The organism is Halomonas heilongjiangensis (assembly GCF_002879645.1).
Lineage (GTDB): Bacteria > Pseudomonadota > Gammaproteobacteria > Pseudomonadales > Halomonadaceae > Halomonas > Halomonas heilongjiangensis.
In genome coordinates this window covers 65552-87798 of sequence record NZ_PNRE01000003.1, presented here as the reverse complement: position 1 = coordinate 87798, position 22247 = coordinate 65552, and the positions used below count along the sequence as shown (strand labels likewise).

17 protein-coding genes are annotated in these 22247 nt (G+C 69.2%); 7 read left to right on the top strand and 10 right to left on the bottom strand.

What is annotated here, in order from left to right; translation table 11 throughout:
- The 3 genes from C1H66_RS00755 to C1H66_RS22740 form a co-directional block, all read right to left on the bottom strand.
- The coding region (locus tag C1H66_RS00755; protein ID WP_102626007.1) for a carbon-nitrogen hydrolase family protein at positions 1-668 on the bottom strand (668 nt) is incomplete at its 3' end.
- Between the two features lie 286 nt (positions 669-954).
- On the bottom strand, positions 955-4620 hold the full coding sequence (gene putA, locus C1H66_RS00750; protein WP_102626006.1) for a bifunctional proline dehydrogenase/L-glutamate gamma-semialdehyde dehydrogenase PutA: 3666 nt from the start codon (positions 4618-4620) through the stop codon (positions 955-957).
- A 97-nt stretch (positions 4621-4717) separates the two neighbouring features.
- Positions 4718-4885 carry a hypothetical protein gene (locus tag C1H66_RS22740; protein ID WP_170064055.1) on the bottom strand — a complete coding sequence of 56 codons (168 nt, stop codon included), beginning with the start codon at positions 4883-4885 and terminating at the stop codon, positions 4718-4720.
- A 119-nt stretch (positions 4886-5004) separates the two neighbouring features.
- Between C1H66_RS22740 and C1H66_RS00745 the strand changes: the two genes are divergently transcribed.
- Positions 5005-5844 (top strand): helix-turn-helix transcriptional regulator, encoded by an 840-nt coding sequence (locus C1H66_RS00745; RefSeq protein WP_102626005.1) that lies wholly within the window; start codon positions 5005-5007, stop codon positions 5842-5844.
- Between the two features lie 93 nt (positions 5845-5937).
- On the opposite strand, the gene C1H66_RS22735 is transcribed toward C1H66_RS00745, so the two are convergent.
- Together C1H66_RS22735 and C1H66_RS00740 are read right to left on the bottom strand one after the other, a co-directional pair.
- On the bottom strand, positions 5938-6105 hold the full coding sequence (locus C1H66_RS22735) for a hypothetical protein (RefSeq protein WP_170064054.1): 168 nt from the start codon (positions 6103-6105) through the stop codon (positions 5938-5940).
- 48 nt (positions 6106-6153) lie between these two features.
- Positions 6154-8046, bottom strand: coding sequence for an ABC transporter ATP-binding protein (locus tag C1H66_RS00740; protein ID WP_102626016.1), 1893 nt, complete (start codon positions 8044-8046; stop codon positions 6154-6156).
- 388 nt (positions 8047-8434) lie between these two features.
- On the opposite strand from C1H66_RS00740, the gene soxR reads away from it, so the two are divergent.
- Positions 8435-8884 (top strand): redox-sensitive transcriptional activator SoxR, encoded by a 450-nt coding sequence (gene soxR, locus C1H66_RS00735; RefSeq protein WP_102626004.1) that lies wholly within the window; start codon positions 8435-8437, stop codon positions 8882-8884.
- An 8-nt stretch (positions 8885-8892) separates the two neighbouring features.
- Here the strand turns inward: soxR and C1H66_RS00730 are convergent, their stop codons facing one another.
- Complete coding sequence (locus C1H66_RS00730; RefSeq protein ID WP_205738609.1) at positions 8893-9414, bottom strand: DUF4231 domain-containing protein; 522 nt, start codon at positions 9412-9414, stop codon at positions 8893-8895.
- A 248-nt stretch (positions 9415-9662) separates the two neighbouring features.
- Between C1H66_RS00730 and C1H66_RS00725 the strand changes: the two genes are divergently transcribed.
- Both C1H66_RS00725 and C1H66_RS00720 read left to right on the top strand, forming a co-directional pair.
- Entirely contained in the window at positions 9663-10139 is a 477-nt protein-coding gene (locus C1H66_RS00725; protein WP_170064053.1) for a glycine zipper 2TM domain-containing protein, read from the top strand.
- Positions 10140-10149: 10 nt separating this feature from the next.
- Positions 10150-11157, top strand: a complete 1008-nt coding sequence (locus C1H66_RS00720; protein WP_102626001.1) for a hypothetical protein — start codon at positions 10150-10152, stop codon at positions 11155-11157.
- A gap of 13 nt (positions 11158-11170) precedes the next feature.
- Here the strand turns inward: C1H66_RS00720 and C1H66_RS00715 are convergent, their stop codons facing one another.
- From C1H66_RS00715 to C1H66_RS00705, 3 genes are all read right to left on the bottom strand, one after another.
- The gene (locus C1H66_RS00715; RefSeq protein WP_102626000.1) at positions 11171-15418 is read right to left on the bottom strand and encodes an nSTAND1 domain-containing NTPase; all 4248 of its coding nucleotides are present in this window, start codon (positions 15416-15418) and stop codon (positions 11171-11173) included.
- Between the two features lie 144 nt (positions 15419-15562).
- Positions 15563-15781, bottom strand: coding sequence for a hypothetical protein (locus C1H66_RS00710; protein ID WP_102625999.1), 219 nt, complete (start codon positions 15779-15781; stop codon positions 15563-15565).
- Between the two features lie 87 nt (positions 15782-15868).
- Positions 15869-16897: an AraC family transcriptional regulator gene (locus C1H66_RS00705; RefSeq protein WP_102625998.1), complete on the bottom strand. Its 1029-nt coding sequence runs from the start codon at positions 16895-16897 to the stop codon at positions 15869-15871.
- A 205-nt stretch (positions 16898-17102) separates the two neighbouring features.
- Here C1H66_RS00705 and C1H66_RS00700 point away from each other — a divergent pair, with 205 nt between their 5' ends.
- Together C1H66_RS00700 and C1H66_RS00695 are read left to right on the top strand one after the other, a co-directional pair.
- Positions 17103-18542 (top strand): FAD-binding oxidoreductase, encoded by a 1440-nt coding sequence (locus tag C1H66_RS00700; protein WP_102625997.1) that lies wholly within the window; start codon positions 17103-17105, stop codon positions 18540-18542.
- A 159-nt stretch (positions 18543-18701) separates the two neighbouring features.
- Positions 18702-20063 (top strand): PhoPQ-activated pathogenicity-related family protein, encoded by a 1362-nt coding sequence (locus C1H66_RS00695; RefSeq protein WP_170064052.1) that lies wholly within the window; start codon positions 18702-18704, stop codon positions 20061-20063.
- A gap of 101 nt (positions 20064-20164) precedes the next feature.
- Here the strand turns inward: C1H66_RS00695 and C1H66_RS00690 are convergent, their stop codons facing one another.
- Complete coding sequence (locus C1H66_RS00690; protein ID WP_102625995.1) at positions 20165-21355, bottom strand: M24 family metallopeptidase; 1191 nt, start codon at positions 21353-21355, stop codon at positions 20165-20167.
- Positions 21356-21513: 158 nt separating this feature from the next.
- Here C1H66_RS00690 and C1H66_RS00685 point away from each other — a divergent pair, with 158 nt between their 5' ends.
- Entirely contained in the window at positions 21514-22236 is a 723-nt protein-coding gene (locus C1H66_RS00685; RefSeq protein ID WP_102625994.1) for a YebC/PmpR family DNA-binding transcriptional regulator, read from the top strand.
- Positions 22237-22247: the final 11 nt, after the last annotated feature.

Sequence of the window (22247 nt, the reverse complement as noted above, 5' to 3'; positions counted from 1 at the left end):
TCCTCGCCGGTGCCGGCCTGGTGAATGACGTCGCCGGAGGGGCCGACCACGATGGAGCGACCGTTGCCGATGGCGCCGGCACCGTTGATGTCGAAGAAGTAGCACTGGTTGACCGCCGCATTGGTCCGCGCGATGGACAGCTCGATGTCGCGGTCGATGGTGTCGGTCATGGTCGGGTGCAGGATCACCTCGGCGCCCATGGCAGCGAGCGTGCGGGTGGTCTCGGGGAACCACATGTCATAGCAGATCGACACCCCGAAGCGGCCGACGTTGGGCACGTCGAAGGTGACGAACTCGCCGCCGCTCTCCACCCCGGCCTCGTAGGGACAGAAGGGAAACATCTTGCGGTAGCGGGCCACCACCTGGCCGTGAGGGTTGATCACTGAGAGAGTGTTGTAGACCCGGTCGTCCACCTGCTCGAACATCGAGCCGGGAATCAACCAGATGCGGTGCTGCTCGGCGATCTGGCAGAACAGCGCCTCGGCGTTGCTGGGCATCGGTTCTGCATGGTGCGGCGAGGCGCCCATGGGCATCAGCTCGCTGAAGACTACCATCTGCACCTGGGGGAAACGGCTCATCAGCACGTCGACCCGGTGGCGCATGGCCTCGGTGTTGTCGCCGTGGTGCAGGGCATGCATCTGGACACCGGCAATCGTGAAGTAGGACATGGCAGTCTCTCTGTGTCGAGCGATCTCGAATCATTCAGGGCTAAGTCCAACCAGCCGGCGCCACCTGATTCAACGCCGGAGGGATCGCCCGGCAGTGGTGAGTCATGGCCTCACCACGCGTCAAGTTTATCCCATTCCCGTTCATAAAAATCAACACTGAGAGTCCGCAGCCGAACGGCCATGCTTTAGTCGGACACGAACTCAACCGGAACATGAGATTTCCGTTATAAGCCTTTGAATCACACCGGGGGATTCGGGGCGACCGCATCGGGCCGCCCCGGCTCGGTCACTCGGTCGTCGCCAGCAGGCTGGCGTTGCCGCCCGCGGCGGTGGTGTCGATGCACAGATGGCGTTCCACCACGTAGCGCTCCGGCGCGATGGTCTGGGTCTCGAGCGACACGATGGCACCGTCGCGCTCGGCGAGTGCGAGGCGCAGTTCGCGGGTCCAGTCGCTGGCGCCGGCCGCGGCCACCGCCGCGATACCCTTGACCGCGCTCAGCGTCTCGGCCGAGACGCTGCCGTCGAGCGCGGCGACGGGCGCCCCGGCATCGATCAGCGGACGCACGGACTGCTTCGCGTCTGGCGCGACGAGCACCGCTGCACAGCCCGCACCGAGCGCCTGCGCTGCCTGGGCAACGGCGATATCGAGGGTGGGCCCGAGGCAGAGTACCGGTCCCTTCGGATACAGCGACAAGCGGTTGCTTTCTCCCGTCGGTCCTGGAAGCGTCTGCGGTGTCATGTCCAGGGCCGCGGTCTCGTTGAGCGCCTTGCGGGTCAGGCCACTCTTGCCGGAGAGCGCCTTGCGCAGCACCTCGACCCGATCGGGTCGCGCCGCCCAGTTGCGTGCGTCAAGACCGTCGAGGGCCGACTGGAGGTCGCCGAGTTGCACGGCATTCCCCCGGGGCGGTTCGTGGCGCTCCGCGGCGGCGGTGCGGCGGAAGCGGGTGACATAGAGGGGGCCGCCGGCCTTGGGCCCGGTGCCCGAAAGGCCCTCGCCCCCGAAGGGCTGGGAGCCGACGATGGCGCCGATCTGGTTGCGGTTGACGTAGATGTTGCCGACATGGATACGCTCAACGATCTGCTGCACACGGTCGTCGATCCGGGTATGCAGGCCGAAGGTCAGCCCGTATCCCCTGTCGTTGATCGCGTCGACCACCCTGTCGATGTCTCGCGCCTTGAAGGTAGCGACGTGCAGGATCGGGCCGAAGATCTCGCGCTCGAGATCTTCGATGCCCCCGACCTGGACCACGGCCGGGCTGACGAAGGTGCCTACGTCCGGCGCGGGCAGCTTCTTCAGCACCTTGCCGGCCTTTTCCTGCGCCGCCACATAGGCGCTGATGTCGGCCTGGGCCTCGGCGTCGATCACCGGCGAGACGTCGGTGTCGGTATTCCAGGGATCGCCGATGGTGAGCGCGTCCATCGCGCCGTCGAGCATCGTCAGCAGCCGCTCGCGCGCCTCTTCCTGGACATAGAGCATCCTGAGCGCCGAACAGCGCTGGCCGGCCGACTGGAAGGACGAGATCAGGATGTCGCGCACCGCCTGCTCGGTCAGCGCCGTCGAGTCCACGATCATGGCGTTCAGCCCGCCGGTCTCGGCGATCAGCACCGCATCCGGTCCCGCATTCTGCGCCAAGGCCTTGTGGATGATCTGCGCCACCGGGGTCGAGCCGGTGAAGCACACCCCGGCAATCCGCGGATCGCTGGTCAGCGGCCCGCCCACCGTCGGGCCGTCGCCGGGCAGCAGCTGCAGCGCCGCCTCCGGCAGGCCGGCCTCGCGCATCAGCTCGACGGCACGGGCGGCGATGAGGGGCGTCTGCTCGGCGGGTTTGGCGAGCACCGCGTTGCCCGCCGCCAGCGCCGCGGCGATCTGACCGGTGAAGATGGCCAGCGGGAAGTTCCAGGGGCTGATGCAGACGAAGACGCCGCGGGCACTGCCGGGCTCCTCCGCCTCCAGCCGCTCGCCCTCGTTGGCGTAGTAGCGCAGGAAATCCACCGCCTCGCGCACCTCGGCGATGCCATCGAACATCATCTTGCCGGCCTCGCGCGTGGTGATCACGGTCAGCTCGGCGATGTGCTGCTCGTAGAGATCGGCGGTCCGGCGCAGCACCTCGGCCCGTTCGGCCACCGGCCGCGCCGACCAGTCGCGGAAGCCGTCGTGGGCGGCGTCGAGCGCGGCCGCCACCTCGGCCGGGGTCGCCTCATGCACCCTGCCGACCACGTGCGAGCCGTCGGCGGGGGACACGGCATCGCGGGCCGGCCCCTGCGGAGCCGGGCTTCCCGCCAGCATGGGCCCGGCGGTCCAGGTCGTGTCGGCAAACGCCTCGCGCGCTGCCAGCAATGGCAGGATCGAGGCGGGTTCGTTGATCCGGTAGCCGCGGGAGTTCTTGCGCTCGGGAGCGAAGAGCTCGCCGGGCTCGCGTATCGACGGGCTGGGGATGGCGTCGCCCAGGCGCCGCATCTCGGCCACCGGGTCGCGCGAGACCTCGCTCGTGGGAATCGACTTGTCCACCACCTGGTTCACGAACGAGGAGTTCGCCCCGTTCTCGAGCAGACGGCGCACCAGATAGGCCAGCAGGTCACGATGCGCGCCGACCGGGGCGTAGATACGGCATCGCGTACCCTCCGACTGCTTGACGATGTGGTGCAATGACTCGCCCATGCCGTGCAGGCGCTGGAACTCGAAGCTGTCCTTGTCGTCGCCCGCCATGGCCACCACGGCGGCACAGGTATGGGCGTTGTGGGTGGCGAACTGCGGATAGATGCGGTCGCGCCGGTCGAGCAGCAGCTGCGCGCAGGCCATGTAGCTGACATCGGTGTTGACCTTGCGGGTGAAGACCGGGAAGGTCTCGACGCCCATCTCCTGGGCCAGCTTGATCTCGGTGTCCCAGTAGGCGCCCTTCACCAGCCGCACCATGATCCTGCGGTCGAGCCGCTCGGCGAGGTCGTAGAGGGTCTCGATCACCGGCGCGGCACGACGCCCGTAGGCCTGCACCACGACCCCGAAGCCGTCCCAGCCGGCGAGGCCGGGGTCGGACAGCAGCGCCTCGATCACGTCGAGCGACAGGTCCAGCCGGTCCTGTTCCTCGGCGTCGATGTTGAAGCCGATATTGGCCTTGGCCGCCTGACGGGCCAGTTCCAGCGCGCGCGGCACGAGCTCGGCCATCACCGTGTCGCGGTGGGTGTATTCATAGCGCGGATGCAGCGCCGAGAGTTTTACCGAGATGCCAGGGCTTGAGCGCACGTCGCCCTTGGCCTGCTTGGCGATCGCGGCGATCGCCTTGGCGTAGGCCTCGTGATAGCGCACCGCATCGGCGTCGGTACGCGCCGCCTCGCCCAGCATGTCGTAGGAATAGGTGTAGCCCTGCTTCTCGAGTTCGCGGGCATTCTTCATGCCCTCCTCGATGGTCTGGCCGAGTACGAACTGGCGTCCGAGGATCTTCATCGACTGCCCGACCGCGGTGCGCACCACCGGTTCGCCCATGCGGCGCACCAGGCCGCGCAGCGCCCGCACCGGGCCCTTGGGATCCTCTTCCAGCACCTTGCCGGTCAGCATCAGCGCCCAGGTCGAGGCGTTGACCATCGACGACGAGGACTTGCCCAGGTGCGCGCCCCAGTCGGACGGCTCGATCTTGTCGTGGATCAGATCGTCGATGGTCTCCGCGTCGGGCACGCGCAGCAGCGCCTCGGCCAGGCACATCAGGCCGACACCCTCGGCGGTCGAGAGCCCGTATTGGGCCAGGAACGCCTCCATCATCGAGGGCGACGTCTCCTTGCGCACGCGTTCCACATAGTGGGCGCCGACGGCGGCCACCTTCCGGCGGTCCTCCTCCGACAGCTTGATACGTTCGACCAGCCCGTGCAGCACCGCTGCCTCGTCGGCCGCATAGTTGGCGCGGACGCGTGCCCGCGATTCGCTCACGGCGCCATGGTGGCGCATGGAAACTTCACTCATCGTCGATCCCCTTGTCACCGGACACGCAGCGTCGATGCGCCGGCTCGGATGCTGTCGTTCTCGTCGAAAGGCCATTATGTAGATTAGGCGTCCCGGCTCAGGTGGCGCCACCGATCTCCAGCGCCAGGATGGCGGCACCGAGATCCTGGGTGGCAATGCCCACGCCCTTGAACGGGGTGATCTCGTCCTTGGCTTCGCGTCCGGAGAAGTCAGCCAGGGCCTCCCGAGGTAGCGCCTCGGTCACTTGCTCGGCATCGAGATTCATGTCAACCTCGTTTCAACGTTGTTGACATGCCAGTCTAGGCAGAGCATCGATCGGACTCTTGACCCAGACTCCTGAGCCGTTGCTCGAGACTCCGCACTCTTGCTGCCCGAGGAAGGCCCATGTCCCAGACCCTGGCTCGCTGCAACCGCATTGCACGCCGCTCAATCGAGCATTGTCATCCCTATCCCCAATTGCTGCTGGGTTGGCGCGGTGTCCTGGACATTGAGTTCAGCCCCGGCGGAGAGCATCTCGAATTGGGTCTGGCGGCGATCCTGCCGCCCAGCGAGCGCCATCTCTTCCGAGGAGGCGACGATAGCTGCGAGATCCTGGTCATCGATCTCGACACCGATGACCCCTGCCTGACGGCACTGGAGCAGAGCTGCACCCTGCAGTTGCGCGAGTCACTGTTCGCGACGCCCAAGACCCTCAGCCTGCCGCCCTCCTTGATCCCCATGGTGGAGCTGGCCACCCGCCAGCTGAAGGCTGACAAGTCCACGGCGCAGTCCGCCCTCCTCAACCATCAACTGGCCATCCTGTTCGTCAGCCAGCTAAGTGAGCTACTGGTGTTGGGTCATACGGATACCCGAGGCCTAGGGCGCCTATCCGCGACACTTCTCGATAGCTTGATCGACGAGCGCCTGACGTCTCCCCCCGACAATCATCTGCTGGCCGATGCCTGCCATCTCAGCCAGAGCCAGCTTCACCTGCGCTGCCTGCGCGATTTCGGCGTCACTCCGCAGCAATATGTCATGAACCGCCGTTTACGCTGGGCGCGTTTCTGGTTACGCGAGACGCAGCGCACGGTGAGTGAAATCGCCTTCGACCTGGGCTTTTCCGGGGTGTCGAGCTTTTCACGGGCCTATCGGTGCAGGATGGGCTGCTCACCAAGCGAGGAGCGAAAGGTCGAAAGGCGCGGTGCTCAAGCCGGAGTGGACACGCTTTCAGGTCACAACCACTAGTCTCCCCGGGGGCCGATGAACGGCGCCCTCTCGCCATGCTGGCGTCGACAACATGGCGGAACGATCAGCTTCCGAGGCATTGCCACCGTCCCGTTATCCCAGCTCCGGCAATACCGCCTCGGCCTCGATCTCGATCAGCCACTCCGGCTCGGAGAGGTGGACCCGATAGCCACCCTTGACGATCACCGCCTGGCTGAAACCGTAGCGCAGAGTATCCGGGAGCCCGGCGGGGTTGATGACTTCGCGCTGGATCTGGTGCATTGCCTCAGTCTCCTTCCTTGGTGAATGGGTACGGAATCATGCCAACGGCTACGACACGGAGGGCACGGCCCTGTCCTGCGGCTCGGCGGCGTCGCCGTTGATATCGAGCCCCAGGAAGCCGCCGGACTGGCGGCGCCACAGGGCGGCGTAGAGGCCGTCGCGGGCCAGCAGTTCCCGGTGGGTGCCGGTCTCGACGATGCGCCCCTCGTCGATCACCACCAGCCGGTCGAGCATGGCGATGGTGGAGAGCCGGTGGGCGATGGCGATCACCGTCTTGCCCTCCATCAGCGTATAGAGCTGCTCCTGGATCGCCGCCTCCACCTCGGAGTCGAGCGCCGAGGTGGCCTCGTCGAGCACCAGGATCGGCGCGTTCTTGAGCAGCACCCGGGCGATGGCGATGCGCTGGCGCTGGCCGCCGGAGAGCTTGACCCCACGCTCGCCGACGTGGGCATCGAGGCCGCGGCGCCCCTTGATGTCCACCAGGTCGTCGATGAAGGTGTCGGCATGGGCCCGGCGCACCGCCTCCCATATCTCGTCCTCGCTGGCCTCCGGGCTGCCGTAGCGGATGTTGTCGCGCAGCGAACGGTGCAGCAGCGAGGTGTCCTGGGTGACCATGCCGATCCGCTGGCGCAGCGACTCCTGGGTCACTTCGGCGATGTCCTGGCCATCGATCAGGATGCGCCCGCCCTCGAGGTCGTAGAAGCGCAACAGCAGGTTGGCCAGCGTCGACTTGCCGGCCCCGGAGCGGCCGATCACCCCGACCTTCTCGCCGGGCGCGATGCTCAGGCTCATGCCGTCGAACACGCGAACCCCCTCGCCGTCTGGCCGCTCGTAGCCGAAGCGCAGCGCCTCGAAGCGGATCTCGCCATGCGGCACGGCGAGTTCCCCGGCCCCGGGGCGATCCTTGACTGCCGGCTCCCGGGCGATGGTATTGATGCCGTCCTGCACCGTGCCGATGTTCTCGAACAGCCCCGCCACTTCCCAGAGGATCCAGTTGGACATGAAGCGGATGCGCATCACCAGGGCGATGGCCACGGCGATGACGCCCAGGGATACCGCCTGCAGGTACCAGGCGCCGATGGCCATGGCGGCGACGCTCGCCAGCAGCAGCGAGTTGAGCAGCGTCAGGCTTACCGTCAGCTTGGTGGCCAGGCGCATCTGGCGGTGTACGGTGACCATGAACTTCTCCATGGCATCGCGGGCGTAGGCCTGCTCGCGGCGGGTGTCGGCGAACAGCTTGATGGTCTGGATGTTGCTGTAGCTGTCGACGATACGCCCGGTCATCCGCGCCCGGGCGTCGGCCTGGTCCATGGAGACCCGGCGTAACCGCGGCACGAAGATCCACATGATCGCCACATAGCCGGCGAGCCAACCCACCAGCGGCAGCATCAGCCAGGGTTCGGCGCTGCCCATCAGCAGCATGGCACCGGCGAAGTAGACGATCACGTAGACCAGCAGGTCCATCAGCTTCATCACCGTCTCGCGAATGGCGAGCGCCGTCTGCATCACCTTCTGCGACACCCGGCCGGCGAACTCGTCCTGATAGAAGGCCATGCTCTGGCCGAGCATGTGGCGGTGGGCCAGCCAGCGGCCGATCATCGGGTAGTTGCCGAAGATGCTCTGGTGGGTGACCAGCGACTGCAGCAGGGTCAGCAGCGGCAGGCCGATCACCACCAGCGCCGCCATGCCCGCCAGGCGCCAGCCATACTCGGCGAAGAACCCCTCCCGCTCGGCGCCGGACAGCCAGTCCACCAGCTCGCCCATGTAGCTGAAGAACAGCACCTCGGCGGCCGACACCAGCGCCGTGAACAGCGACATGGCCACCAGCAGCGGCAACACCGGGCGAGAGAAGTGCAGAATGAAGGGGAAGAGGCCTCTGGGCGGCGTCTCTGGCGTCCCCGAGGGGTAGGGGTCCACCAGGGTTTCGAAGTAACGGAACATGGCATCACCGATCATCAAGGAAGCGTCGGGACGCGCCATGGGCTTGCCCCGGTTCAGGCCTGCAGGGTAAAACCTGAAGTTAAGTAGAGGTCAAGAAAGTGCCGACAAGAAAATTCGCCGGCAGCGACGTATCGAAGCGCATGCGAACGACTCGGAACGAGTAAAAACAGTACCGGAAAGAGTAACGTTACAAGCCATGCGTCGACATGGGAAATGAAGAATCCTCGTTCGATTGATCATGAAACCTGATCGTCGGGACGAAACACCAGCGTGAACAGCCAATATATATAACGGTTGGTTTTATATGACGACTCCGGCAGGCGAAACTTGCCACCTACCGCACCAACGGGATACAACCTCACGCACCGTCGAGACGAGGGAGACACACATGACCGCGCGCCTCCACCGGGAACTCAGCGTCGGCGAGGTCGCCACGCGCAGTGGCCTGGCGATCTCGGCCATTCACTTCTACGAAGCCAAGGGGCTGATCAGGAGCCGTCGCAACGCCGGCAACCAGCGCCGCTTCAGTCGCGATGTGTTGCGTCGCGTCGCCATCATCAAGGTCGCCCAGCGCACCGGCATCTCACTCGCCGAGATCCGTGACGCCTTCGACACCCTGCCCGCGTCCCACGCCCCCACCGCGGCCGACTGGCGGCGCCTCTCGGCCAGCTGGCGCCAGGCCCTCGACGAGCGCATCACCCGCCTGACCCGGTTGCGCGACCAGCTCGACCACTGCATCGGCTGCGGCTGCCTGTCGATGGACGACTGCCCCCTGCGCAACCCGGCGGACGAACTGGCCGAAGAGGGCACGGGGCCGCGGCTGCTCGACCCCGACTGAACACGCGCTCACGCCTTGCCTTCCTTTTCACGCACCCGGGGCGACAGGCGCTGCTCGGAGGTTCGCACCCAGCGAGCATGTTCGCTCGAGACATGCTCCTCCACCCGCTCGGCGAGCAACCGCAATGCCTCCGCCCGGTCCAGGTCACGATAGGGGCCGGCTGCCGCGAGCAGGAGGAACTTCTCGTGCTTCAGGTGTTCGGCGGTGGCCCGGTACTGAATCCACAGCGGGCCGAACTGATTGATCTGCTCGGTGGCCTCGAGCACCGCGATCGATGCCCCCAGGAGAGCCGTCAACCAGCGGGCCAGCGGAGGGTTCGCCAGCGAGAGCACCGGGATGGCGGCGGCGAATGTCACCTGCACCAGGCGCAGGCGCTTGTGCCAGCGTCGGCAGTAGCGGCTGCGCTGCCCATACCAGGCGAGCTGGTCCTCCAGCCGGCGCCACTCGGCACGCCGTGACAGGGTGTCGTCCGGCAAGAGACCGTCGACGGCCGGTGAATCGCGGTGCTCCTCGGGCTCGGTGTCGTCCACGCTCCCCTCCGGCGGCAATCGGCCCCGGGCCGGCAGAGGCGGCGACGCCCTCGTTCGGCCCATCGAGAGGCCCCTTCGACCAAGGATAGCAGCCTGGTGCCTGCGACATGGCGCACGTGGAGGCATGTGGTGCAATACTGTGCAGGAGAAGGCTCGAAAGCGCGCCTCGAGCAGGTTCCACCGACTCATCCACGATGGCGGCGGCGGTTCGTCGCGGACGGGGCCCACCACCCAACGGGAGGCCGACCATGGCGGCTTCGATATCGGGGATCCTACGCCGGCTGTCCGTGCTGCTGCTGCTGGGGCTGTTCCTGCTCGGCGGTTGCCAGACCACCAGTACCGGCGAGGGAGTCGGCACAGGCTTGGGTGCCCTCATCGGTGCCGGGCTGGGTTCACAGGTGGGGAGCGGTTCCGGGCGGACCGCCGCCATGCTGGTCGGTGCGGGGCTGGGCGCCTGGCTCGGCAGGGAGATCGGCATCCGGATGACCCGTGGGGATCAGCGGGCGATGAACACCGCGCTCGATCGCACGCCCGACGGCGCATCGGAGAGTTGGCGCAACCCCCAGACCGGTCACGAATTCACGGTGACGCCCCAGGAGACCTTCCCCCGAGGAGACCAGCAGTGTCGCCACTTCGAGATGGAGGTCCTGGTCGACGGCGAGCCCCGCAGCACCACTGGCACGGCCTGCCGACGCCCCGAGGATCAGGCGTGGACCACGGTGTAGGTGAGCCATCATGAACAACGTCGGCCCGGGGCATCGGCGATGGAAGCGGTTTCTTGGCTGCCTGCTGGCCGGCGTGCTGGCGGCCGCTCCCCTGGCGTCGACCCACGCCAGTAGCCACGACGACGTCGACTACTATGACGATTACGACAGCCAGGACGATACCGGCACCACCAGGGAACCGACGGGTAATGGCGGTAGCGACTGGACGGTACCGGCCATCGTGGCCGGCGCCGCAGCCACCGTGTTGGTGGTGCGCTGGCTGCGGAACCGCCAACAGGCAGGCCGCCAGCAAGCGTCCGCGGGCGAGGACGACATGCTGACGCGGCTGCGGCAGCATGGCCCCGAGTTCGCCCCCGCGTACAACGCCAGCGCCTTCGCCGCCGTCGGCATGGTACGCGGCGGCTGGCCGTTCGTGATGGACTTCACCCATGAGCGGCCGGTCATGGTCACGCTACGCCTCAGCGCCCGGGGACTACCGGATATCTACACCCTGCGGCTTCCCTTCGGCGCGGGAGAGACGGGGTCGCATCGCCTGCAGTTCACCTTGCCGCCGGAGTTCGGCGACAGCGAGCGTCCCGCCGCCATTGCCGTGACCGCGACCGACATGAGCGGCGAACGCCCGGAGCCCTCGTTCCGGATCCAGGCGCTCGGCTGCGGCCCGCGCGCCGTGGGCTCGGTGGCCATCGAGGAGGTATCGTTCCTGCCGCGCCTGATCCGTGCCCAGGCCCGCGAGCAGGCCTCCTACCGTTTCTTTTCTCACTCCGACTTTCCCAGTGCCGTGGCCGAGTTCATGCGCGTGGAACCGGCCGATGACGGTGAGCGCCACTTCTTCGTCAACGAGGCACCGATCGCCGGCGGCGTGGTCGCCGGGCGCAGCATCGCCCCGCGACAGTGGGACGGGCGCGACGCCGGGCAGCGCCTCTCCACGGGGACGCATCGCCTCAAGATACGTGCCTGGGCGCCGACGGAAGGCTGGGTCACCGCCTGGTCGGCTGCCCGCGTCAGTGTCTCGCCCTGAGGCCTGCGCGGCGTCACTCCGCCACCCCGGCCGGGTCGGTCATGAGCTGCCGCCAGGCCTCCGCCGGCAGGACCACCACTTCGCCCGCCGCGGTCAGGCGCGTGCCGGTCAACACCTGCTGTCGATGCACCGGCCGGGCCGGCGAGGCCTCGAACGGCGGCAGCTGCCACAGGGTGACGCGGTCGCCCGCGGCGACCAGTAGCCGGCTCGCCGTCGCCTCGAAGTCGCCATCGACCGCCGACAGGACACGCCCCGCGCCGCGCAGCACCGGGGTCAATGAGTGACCGCTGACGGCATCCCAGAGATGTACGCTTCCCCCGGCCTGCCAGCTGAGCACGCGCTCCCCGTCCGACACGAAGATCGCGCCGACGACCTCGCCCTCGTGAGCCAGGGAGGCGAGCAGCGTGGCGGTCTCCGCCTCCCAGGTGCGCACGCTACCGCCTCCCCAGCTCAGGATCCGGCCGGTGTCGACATGCAGCCGAGCCCCCTGGACGGCATCGTGGTACAGGGCGAGGGGGGCGTCGGCGTTCTGCCAGGCGACGAGGTCGAGGACACCGTCGCCGCGCGTGACCAGCAAGCGAGGCCCGTCGACCTCGGCGTCGCGGACCAGCGCACCCTCCAGGAGGGTCTGTCGCAGTGTCGGGTCGCGCGCTTCGACGTCCCACAGTCGCAGCCGCCGGTCCTCTCCCCAGGTCGCCAGGAGCCCGCTCCCGTCGTCGGCGAAGACCGCGCCACGCAGCCGACACTCCGCCACCTCGGCATCCGGCGCGATCGGCACCGCGCGAGCACTGCCGACGCGCCACAGCCAGGCGGTGCACCCCCGCTCCCCCCAGAACAGCAGGCGGTCGGCGTCGGGGCTCCATACCACGCCGGCCACGGGGCCCTCGCCCGCGGTATCCCCCGGCGATGCCAGGGCCCGGAAGGCGGCCTCCTCCCAGCTCCAGAGCCGCACGTCGCCCCGGGCGCCCGCGGTCAGCAGGCGATCGCCGCCGGGGGCAAAGGCCGCGAGCACGGCCTGGGGATCCAGCAGGCGTCGCTCCGGTTCATCGTCGCGGGTCGTCGACCAGGCATGGACATGCCCATCGAGGGTGACGACCCGGACCATCGGCTCGTTTGCCACCAGGGCGGCATCGAGCACCTCGGCCGGGAACCGCTGTGTCGCCATGGCCTCCGCGGGCGGCGCCTGCCACCACCTCAGGCTGCCGTCGCTCCCCCGGCTGAGCAGGTACCGTCCGTCCTCGCTGGCCGTCACCTCCCTGACCGCCGCCCCATGCCGCAGCGGCAGGCCCAGCGGCTCACCGGTACGACTCGACCAGAGCCGGGCTTCGTTGCCGCCCCAGGTCAGCAGGAGACCGCCGGGGACCAGGCGGCCCCCCGTCACGGGGGTCTCCAGGTCGGCCACCGGCTCACCGGTCGCCCCGTGCCAGAGTCGGGCCGGCCCACGGCCCGGACTCCAGGTCAGGATGCGGTCGCCCCGCACCAGCGGCGGGACGATCTCGTCGGCGTGGCGCACCACGGGACCCACGGGCCGCCGCGCCTCGAGATCCCACAGGCGTGCGGCCCCGCAGGCGCCATGGTTCCAGACCAGCAGGCGGCGGGCGTCGTCGAGCAGCCGCGCCCCGATGGCCCTCGGGCTGCAGCGCCCGCCCTCCGCCGGAAGCGGCTCGAAATCCGGCAGCGCGGGCAGCCACAGGCGACCCTCGCGGCTCCAGAGCACCAGCTCGTGCGCCCGCCGGCCCAGGGCGCCACCGATGATGTCGCCGGCATGGTGCGCCACCACCCCGGCGGCGGCGACGCTCCAGACCACCGCCTCGCCGTTGCGGGCCCACAGCAGCAGCCAGGCACCGTCCGGCGAGATGGCCGCGCCCGCCACCCCGTCCGCATGACGCCACTCGCCCAGCGGCTCGCCGCTCGTCAGGTCCCATATCCGGGCGTCACCGCCACGGTGCACGCTCACCGCCGTGGTCTCGTCGTCGCCCCCGATCCAGACGCCCTCCACCGGCTCCGGGAGCGTGACCAGCAGGGCACCGCTGCGGCGGTCACGAATCTCGGTGGCCCGACCGTCACCATGGAGGACGATCCGGTGCGTCCACGGCTGCCCCCCGGCTGAGACGCTCTGCAACCCGCGCCCTCCCGGGGCGAGGATCGGCGGCGCGGCATCGTCGCCCCACGCCCAGGCCTGGCTGCCGCCAGCGCCGTCCCATAGCCGCAGCATGCCATCGGCGGCATCGAGGGCGGCGGTCAACAAGGACGGGCCGAGGTCCGCCGTCCCCGCCAGGGCCGGCCCGCTGCCCAGCCGGACGCCGGCCCAGTGGGCACTCGCGGCACGTGACGGGTCGAGCGCCAGCTCCGCGGCCTGCATGAAGTGGTGACTCGCCTCGAGCAGGCGGCCATCGCGGTCGCGGGCGCTCACTCCGCTGGCCCAGTGCAGATCGGCCAGGCCCTGCCGGGTGATCTGCTCCTGCCGGTGCAGCGACCAGGCGAGCCAGGACAGCCCGATGACGCCCAGCACCAGCGACAGCCAGGTGGCGGTGATCCAGCCGCGTCTCACCCGCTCCCGCCAGCGGCACGCCTGCAGGTAGCCCCGCTCCGTCTCGTCGAGCGTGAAGGTATCCGCCGACGTGAGCGCCTGCGCCGCCTCCAGGCGGTTGCCACGGTGGACCAGCAGCTCGGCGGGACGCCCGCCGCCGTCCCACTCGACGGCGGCGCGGCGCAGGCCGTCGCGCACCCGCAGCGCCTCGCGATTGTCCTCCAACCAGCGATTGAGTCGGCGCCAGACCCGGAACAGCGACTCATGGGCCACTTCCAGGGTGCGCTCTCCCTGGTGGCTGCCGGCGATCAGCAGGTGCGCCTGGATGAAGCGCTCGAGCAACGGATGGCTGACCGCCGGCAAGGCTTCCCAACGCACCGCCTGGCGGGTGTAGCGCCCCTCCTCGTCGAGTCGCACCAGGTCAAACAGGGCGGCGCGCAGCGCCTGCCACTGCGCCGGGGTGGGCACGGCGGCATCGAGTACCGCCTCGGCCGACCTGGCCACCGAGCCGTGCAGCCCGCCGAGGCCGTGGTACTCGGCCAGGGTGAGGCGTCCATCGGCGCCTCCCGCCTCCCACAGTTCGCGCAGCGTGAAGGCGAGCAGCGGCAGCGCATCCTGGGTCGCGGTATCCGCCACCATGGCGCGCACCAGGCCGGGTTCAAGCTCGAGTCCTGCAAGCTCCGCCGGCCCCTCGATGACCGCCGCGAAGCCCTCCACCGACAGCGGCTCCACGGTCAGCGGCACCAGCGGGACGTCACGCCAGGCGGGGTGCTCCTGGAGGGCACCGAGAAAATCGGAACGCAGGGTGGCGATGACGAGCACGGGGGCGCCGGTATCCTGCAACACGGGGCGCAGGAGCTGCATGAACTGCTCGGCCTGGGCCGAGCCCGACAGCAACTCCTCGAGCTGGTCGATGACCAGCACCAGGGTCGAGTGCGCCTTGCCGGGCTGCCGCTGCAGCTCGCGCTGCATCCTCGTCAGCGCCGCAGGTTCCGATTCGGCACCGGACGCGAGCGCCGCCACCGCGTCGTCGCCGAGCGCGGCACGGAGCTGCGCCCTGAACTCATCCAGGGGCCGGTCGCGGGGTCGCACCGGACCGATCAGCGTCCAGGCGTCGGGGAGGACCCGCAGCCGCGGCATGATGCCGGCGCGAACCAGCGACGACTTGCCGCTGCCCGAGGCCCCCAGGAACAGCAGCAGCCGTGGGCCGCCGAAGTGTCTCAGCTGCTGAAGACGGTCCAGGGCCTGCTGGCTCTCGACCTCGCGGCCGAAGAAGATGGCGGCGTCCACCTCCTCGAAGGCCATCAGCCCGGGATAGGGCGGGCGGCGGCGGTCCCAGTCGAAGACCCCGATCAACCCCTGACGCAGCCGCTCGTAGCCCGCCTGCGGCTCCTTGACCAGGTCGATCAGCTGCAGTTCCGCGAGCTGGGGGCGTAGCCGGCAGGGCGCGATGCGCACCGGGAAGATCCGCTTGCCGAGGGCCCGGGCGTGGCTCAACTCGGCGAGGCACCAGCACGAGGCCATGGCGGAGTCGCTGCACAACACGATCAGCGCCTGGCAGGCGCGCAGCCGGCGGTAGAGCTCGGCCTCCCAGTCGCGCCCGGGGGGAATGCCATGCTCGGGATCGAAGTCCAGGAACAGCGAATGGTGGCCTTGCCGTTGCAGCCAGTCGGCCATCTCGCGAGCCGCCTCGCTGTCGGTGCTGCTGTGGCTGATGAAGAGCGTGCTCATCACCCGGCCCCCGTGTCAGCCAGGGGCGCTCCTCCCGACTCCGGCCCAGGCGTCATCGGCCACGGCCGTCGCGATGGCGAAGCAGGCCTGCACCAGCGGTCCCGACCCGATGCCCCACCGCCGGCAACGGGGACTCCTCTTGCCTCAGCCCTCGAACGGCCGCGACCAGAACTCATCCGGTCCATGGCGCCGCAGGATCTCTTCCGCTTCGGGCTTCGAGGTGTCCGGGATGATCACCTTGACCTGGTTGGTCTCCTTGTCGAGGTACAGCTTCTCGCGTGGAAACCCCTCGGACACCAGTTCATCGTACGCATTGGTGGCCTTCATGGCGCTGCCATAGGCAGCCGTGACGGTCTGTGTCATGACGTCCTCCAGAGACGGCGACGGCTCGCAGGTGCGCACCGGCGCCGCGACAAGCAGCGGGAGGGCCGGCCCCCCGCTTCACCCTCCTCAGTATAGTGACTCCCGCTCGGCCAGCCGGGTCTGCTCGCGTCGCCAGGTAGCCGGGGGCAGGCCGGTCTCCCGCCGGAAGGCGCGACTGAACGCGGCCTCCGACTCGTAGCCGACCTCCAGGGCGATCGAGGCCACCGAGGCGCTCGACTGGCGCAGCAGCCCGGCGGCCACCTGCATGCGCCACTTGGCCAGGTAGTGCATCGGCGCATGGCCGGTGAAGCGCGCGAAGCGTTCGTGCAGGGCCGAGCGCGACAGGCCGACGTAGTCGGCGAGCTTGTCGATCGTCCAGGCCTCTCCCGGGCGCTGATGCAGCAGCGCCAGGGCGCGGCCCACGTGGCGATCGCGCAGTCCGGCGAACCAGTTCGACTGCTCTTCCGGCATCGCCTCGAGATAGCGGCGCATCAGTTCGACGAACATCGCCTCGCTGAGCCGCTCGAGCAGCGCTTCGCCGCCGGGCCGCTTGTCGGTCGACTCCGAGAGCGCAAAGCGGATGAAGTGAGCGATCCAGTCGTCATCGGCGCCGGCCCTGGCGGGTACATGGAGCAGGTGCGGCAGGCTGGCGAGCAGCGGGTTGAAGGGATTCGCATCGCAGCCGAAGAAGCCGCATACCAGGGTCGCAGCGTGCCGCTCGCTCTCGCGATCGAGGCGCGACATCGACAGGGACTCGCCCTGCCGGCTGGCGAAGAACGGCAGCTGCTCCGGTCGCGGCAACCCGTAAGGCGTCAGGTCCACCGTCCCGCGCATGCCCGGTTCGCTCGACATGACGTGTGGGTCGCCCCGCGGGAAGATCACCACGTCACCCTCGCGCAGGGCCACCGGTGAGTCACCGATCACCGCGGCCCAGCATTCGCCGTGGGTGAGGACATGGTAGGCCATCACGTGCTCGACCCCCGGCATGATCAGCGCGGCGACCTCGGCGGCCGGGGGCGACTCGCTCACCCAACGGGTACTGCCCTCGACGTGATAGAACACCGCCCCTCGCAGGCGGACGCTGCGCAGCACCTGAGACAAGGTGTCCTGGCTCATGTCCGCCTCGCGAGTGGTGGGGAAGGGGCATGCATCCCTGCCAGAACCAGTATTGCGGACGATCCATCGTGCCGCCATGACAAACCGGATTCCCGATCAAGTGCCGAGGAGTTCCGGTCAGTCAGGATGGCGCCCGACTCCCCATACTGCACTTCGCAGCATCACTCCCCCATCCGTTGCGAGCATGATCGACAAGGAGAACCCCATGCAACACCTGACCTATCAGACCCTCGACGGCAGCCGCGCCGCGCTGTCGCCCGATGAACTCGATGCACTCGCCCAGGGCATTCGTGGCGGCATACTCACCGCCGCCGATGCGGACTACGAGCAGGCGCGTCGCGTCTGGAACGGCATGGTCGACCGCCACCCGGCGCTCATCGCCCGCTGCCTCGGGGCCCAGGACGTGCGCCATGCGGTCGACTTCGCCCGGACCCACCGCATGCTGCTGAGCGTGCGCAGTGGCGGCCACCACATCGCCGGCAACGCCGTCGCCGACGGCGCCCTGATGATCGACCTGTCGCTCATGCGCACCGTGCGCGTCGACCCGGAGCAGCGCACGGCGCGGGTCGGCGCCGGCGCGCTGCTCGGCGACCTCGACCACGAGGCCCAGGGCGTCGGGCTGGCGACGCCGCTCGGCATCAACTCCACGACCGGGGTGGCCGGCCTGTGCCTGGGCGGCGGCTTCGGCTGGCTGACCCGCAAGTACGGCATGACCATCGACAACCTGCTCTCCGCCGACGTGGTGACCGCCGACGGCCAACTGCGGGTCGTCTCGGCCACCGAGGAGCCCGAGTTGTTCTGGGCCATTCGCGGCGGCGGCGGCAACTTCGGCGTGGTGACCTCCTTCGAGTTCCGGCTCCACCCCGTGGGGCCCCAGGTCTACGCCGGCCTGGTCGTCTACCCCTTCGCCCAGGCGCGACGGGTATTGCAGGCCTGGCGCGACTTCGCCGCCGGCGCCCCCCGGGAACTCAGCGTCTGGACGGTACTGCGCCAGGCCCCGCCCCTGCCCTTCCTGCCCGAATCGATCCATGGCAAGGAAGTCGTGGTCTTCGCGCTGGTCCACAACGGCGACCCCGACGAGGGCGAGCGCCTGGCGGCCAGGGTGCTCGAATTCGGCGAGCCGGTCGGCAGCATGCTCGGCACGCAGCCCTATGCCGGCTTCCAGACCGCCTTCGACCCGCTGCTGACCCCCGGCGCGCGCAACTACTGGAAGTCCCATAACTTCGCCGAGATCGGCGATGAGCTGATCGACGCGCTGATCCACGGCGCCTCGAACCTGCCCGGCCCCGAGTGCGAGGCCTTCATCGCCCAGCTCGGCGGCGCAATGGGCGAGGTCGCGGAGACGGACACCGCCTACGCCGGACGCGACGCCAACTTCGTGATGAACGTCCACGGCCGCTGGCAGGATGCCGCCGACGATGACAAGGTGCGCGACTGGGCCCGCGGGGTCTTCCGCGACACCGCGCCATTCGCCACCGGCGGCGGCTACGTCAACTTCCTGACCGAGGACGAGGAGAGCCGCGTCGACAGCGCCTATGCCCAGAACTACGCCAGGCTCCAGCAGCTCAAGCAGCGCTTCGACCCCGACAACCTGTTCCGCATGAACCAGAACATCGCCCCCGCGGCGCTGGCCAGGACGGCGTGACGACAGAGGGCCCGTCCGCTCGGGACGGGCCCTCTCCTTCAGGATGGCATCGCCAGGTCGCCGAGCGCTTTCCGTTGTCCGGAGTTTCCTGTAGGGCGTCTCGCCCGCCGCCTTCCCGGCCTATGCTCAAGGGCAGGCCCCACGATGCAGGTAGCGGCGATGCGAACTCCTCGACGACTGTGGCTCGCGGCCCTCTGCTGCAGCGCCCTGATGACCGCCGGCAACGCCGGTGCCGAGAGTGCCACGCCGCCGCCCGACTCCCCGCTGGCGGCCTATGTCGCGACCCCCGACGACAGCTTCGCCTGGCGGGTGGAGCGGCAGGCGAAGCTGCTCGGCACCGACACCACCCTGATACGACTGGTCTCCCAGCGCTGGCGCGACACGGAGTGGCGACACCAGCTATGGCTCATCGACCCCACCGGCGGTCGGGGCGCCTCGCAGGCCCTGCTGTTCATCGGCAGCGGCACCTGGCCCCGGGAGGGCGAACCGTCCCACGACCCACCCCGGGAAGCCCCGCTGTTCGTCGCCCTGGCGCGGGCACTGGATACCCCGGTGGCGGTGCTGCGCCAGGTGCCCTTCCAGCCGCTGTTCGACGGCCTGAGCGAGGACGCCCTGATCGCCCTGAGCTTCTCGCGCTTCCTGGAGGATCCCGACGACAGCGACTGGCCGCTGCTGCTGCCCATGGTCAACAGCGCCGTGCGCGCCATGGACGCGCTGCAGTCGCTCAGCCACGGCTGGGAACAGCCCATCGAGGCCTTCACCGTCACCGGCGCCTCCAAGCGTGGCTGGACCACCTGGCTGACCGCCGCGGTGGATGCACGCGTCACGGCGCTGGCCCCGATGGTCTTCGACATCCTCGACATGGAGCCCCAGCTCGACCACCAGCGCGCGGTATGGGGCGAACTCTCCCCGCAACTGGCCGACTACACCGAGCGAGGCCTCGACCGGCAGCTGGCCAGCGCGGCCGGCCGCCGTCTCCAGGCCCTGGTCGACCCCTACCACTACCGCGACGCCCTCACCCAGCCCAAGCTGCTGGTGCTCGCCACCAACGACGCCTACTGGCCGGTCGATGCCCTGAACCTCTACTGGACGGCGCTGCCCGAGCCGCGCTACGTGCTCTACCTGCCCAACCAGGGCCACCGGGCCCGCGACGTCGGCCGGCTGGTGCCGACCCTGAGCGCCCTCCACCGGCACGCGGCCCAGGGCCGGCCGCTGCCCGACCTGCAGTGGGACTATCACCACGAGGGGGATGACGTCACGCTGCGGGTCACCGCGAGTCCCGCCCCCGCCCAGGCCCGGGCCTGGGTCGCCCGGGCGCCCGAGCGTGACTTCCGCGAGGCACGCTGGGAGCCCCGGCCGATGCAGCCGGATGGCGATGCCTTCACGATCACCCTGCCACGACCGAACGAGGGCTACGCCGCGCTGTTCGGCGAACTGGAGTTCGCCCAGGATGAAGGCGGCCCGATGACGCTGTCGACCACGGTACAGGTCGTCGCCGGCGAGGGGGAGCCGCCTCCCTGAGCGGGGCCACCAGCTCATCGAAGAAACGCCGCGCGAGCCGGTAGCCACCCATCAGACGATTGCAGCCGGTGGCGCCGGCGACGCACCCGTGCCGAAGTCGGTCAGTCCTCCCACTCATGCAGCCGCCAGTCGTTGTCGGTGAGCGGCACGCCTCCCTCGGGCGTGACCCGTACGGTATCGCTCAGGCCGATGCCCCACTCGCCCGGCAGGCGCAGGCAGAGCGGCAGGTGGAAGACCATGTCGGCCGCGAACTCGCGGTGCTGGCCCCGGGCGATGTAGCCGGTGCCCTCGACCCAGCTGGGCGGGAACTGGGCGCCCACCGCATAGCCGAACACCCCGGAGTGGAACACCCGGGCGGCGTGGGGCGCCAGCACCGCCTCGGCGGCCCGGGCGGCGGCGTCGAAGCTAGTGCCCGGGCGCATCTCGCGCAGCAGCACCTCATACAGCGCCCGGCAGACGTCGCGCAGCGCCTGCATCTCCGGGCTCGCCCGGCCGGCCACGGCGGTCCGCATCATCGGCGCGGTATAGCGCTGGAAGGCGGCGCCGAACTCGAGGAACACCGGCTCGTCCTCGCCGATCACGTTACGCTTGTGGTTGACGTGGATGACGCTGATGCGGCGGCCGGCGGTGACGATGGGCTGCAGGCTCATGAACTCGCTGCCGGCCGCCAGCAGTGCCCGGCTGCCCTCCGCGGCCACCTCGTTGTCGGTGACACCCGGCGCGATGATCGCGATCGCCGCGCGCAGGCCTTCGGACGTGAGCCGCGCGCTCTCGCGCAGGCAGTCGAGCTCCGCCGGCGACTTGACGATGCGCAGACGATCAAGCAGTTCGCCGCCGTCGTCACTGAAGCGCCCGGCGCCGAGGCGTGCCTGCAGCTCGCGGATGACGCCGTGGCGCAAGCCGGCACCGAAGGCATCCAGGCCGATGGCATGGAACGGTGCCAGGGTCTCGGTCAGCGGCTCGATCACCTCTTCGACACCCTCCCAGCGGTAGCCGAGGATCTCGTCGACCGTCGCCGTCACCACCGCCGGGCCAGTCTCGATGGAGGGCACCTGCAGCACCAGGCGGTCGCTGGAGACGACCAGACAGGTGTGCACCGAGACCTCGAAGGTGTGGTAGCCGGTCAGGTAGAAGATGTCGGCGGGGTCGGTGAGCAGCAGCGCCTCGAGCCCCGCCGCCCCCATGGCCCCACGCACCCGGGACAGGCGCGCCGCGAACTCGGCGGGGGGAAAGGGCAGCTCGCTTGCGGCGAGATGCGCGGCGAGGGCGTGGCGATAGGCGTGATGATCCATGACGCGCTCCGGCAAGGGGGAAATCATCTCGGGAAGACTATCGCCAGTGTAGCCATGCCTCGCCTCATGCCACCCGGGCCGGGAGCAAAATATCCCTGTTCGCGTCCGGTGCGGTTTCGTAGAATCCAGCCTCGTGTGAGACGCAACAGGACAATGATATGGGTAGGGCCTTCCAGAACCGCAAGGAATCCATGGCCAAGACGGCCGCCGCCAAGACCAAGGTGTACAGCAAGTACGGCCGCGAGATCTACGTGGTCGCCAAGCAGGGTGGCACCGATCCCGCCGGCAACCTGAGCCTGCGCGGCCTGATCGAGCGCGCCAAGAAGGACCAGGTGCCCAGCCACGTGATCGAGAAGGCGCTGGACAAGGCCAGCGGCGTCGGCGGCGAGGACTTCTCCCCGGCCCGCTACGAGGGCTTCGGTCCCGGCAACTGCATGGTCATCGTCGATTGCCTGACCGACAACCCCAACCGTACCTTCGGCGACGTGCGCGCCTGCTTCAACAAGGCCAAGAGCAAGCTCGGTACCCCGGGCAGCGTCAGCCACATGTTCGACCACTGCGCCATCCTCGCCTTCGCCGGCAGCGACGAGGAAGCCGCCCTCGAGGCGCTGATGGAGGCCGATGTCGACGTGACCGACATCGAGAACGAGGACGGCCGCATCACCGTCTTCGCCCCCCATACCGAGTACGCCAAGGCCAAGCAGGCGCTGCTCGACGCCTTCGGCGAGCTCGACTTCGAGGTCGACGAGATCCAGTTCGTGCCCCAGACCGTGACCCCGGTCGAGGGCGACGACGTGGCCATGTTCGAGAGGCTGCTCGACAGCCTCAACGACCTCGACGACGTGCAGAACGTCTTCCACAACGCCGAGGTGGCCGGGTAGCGTCCTGCCGA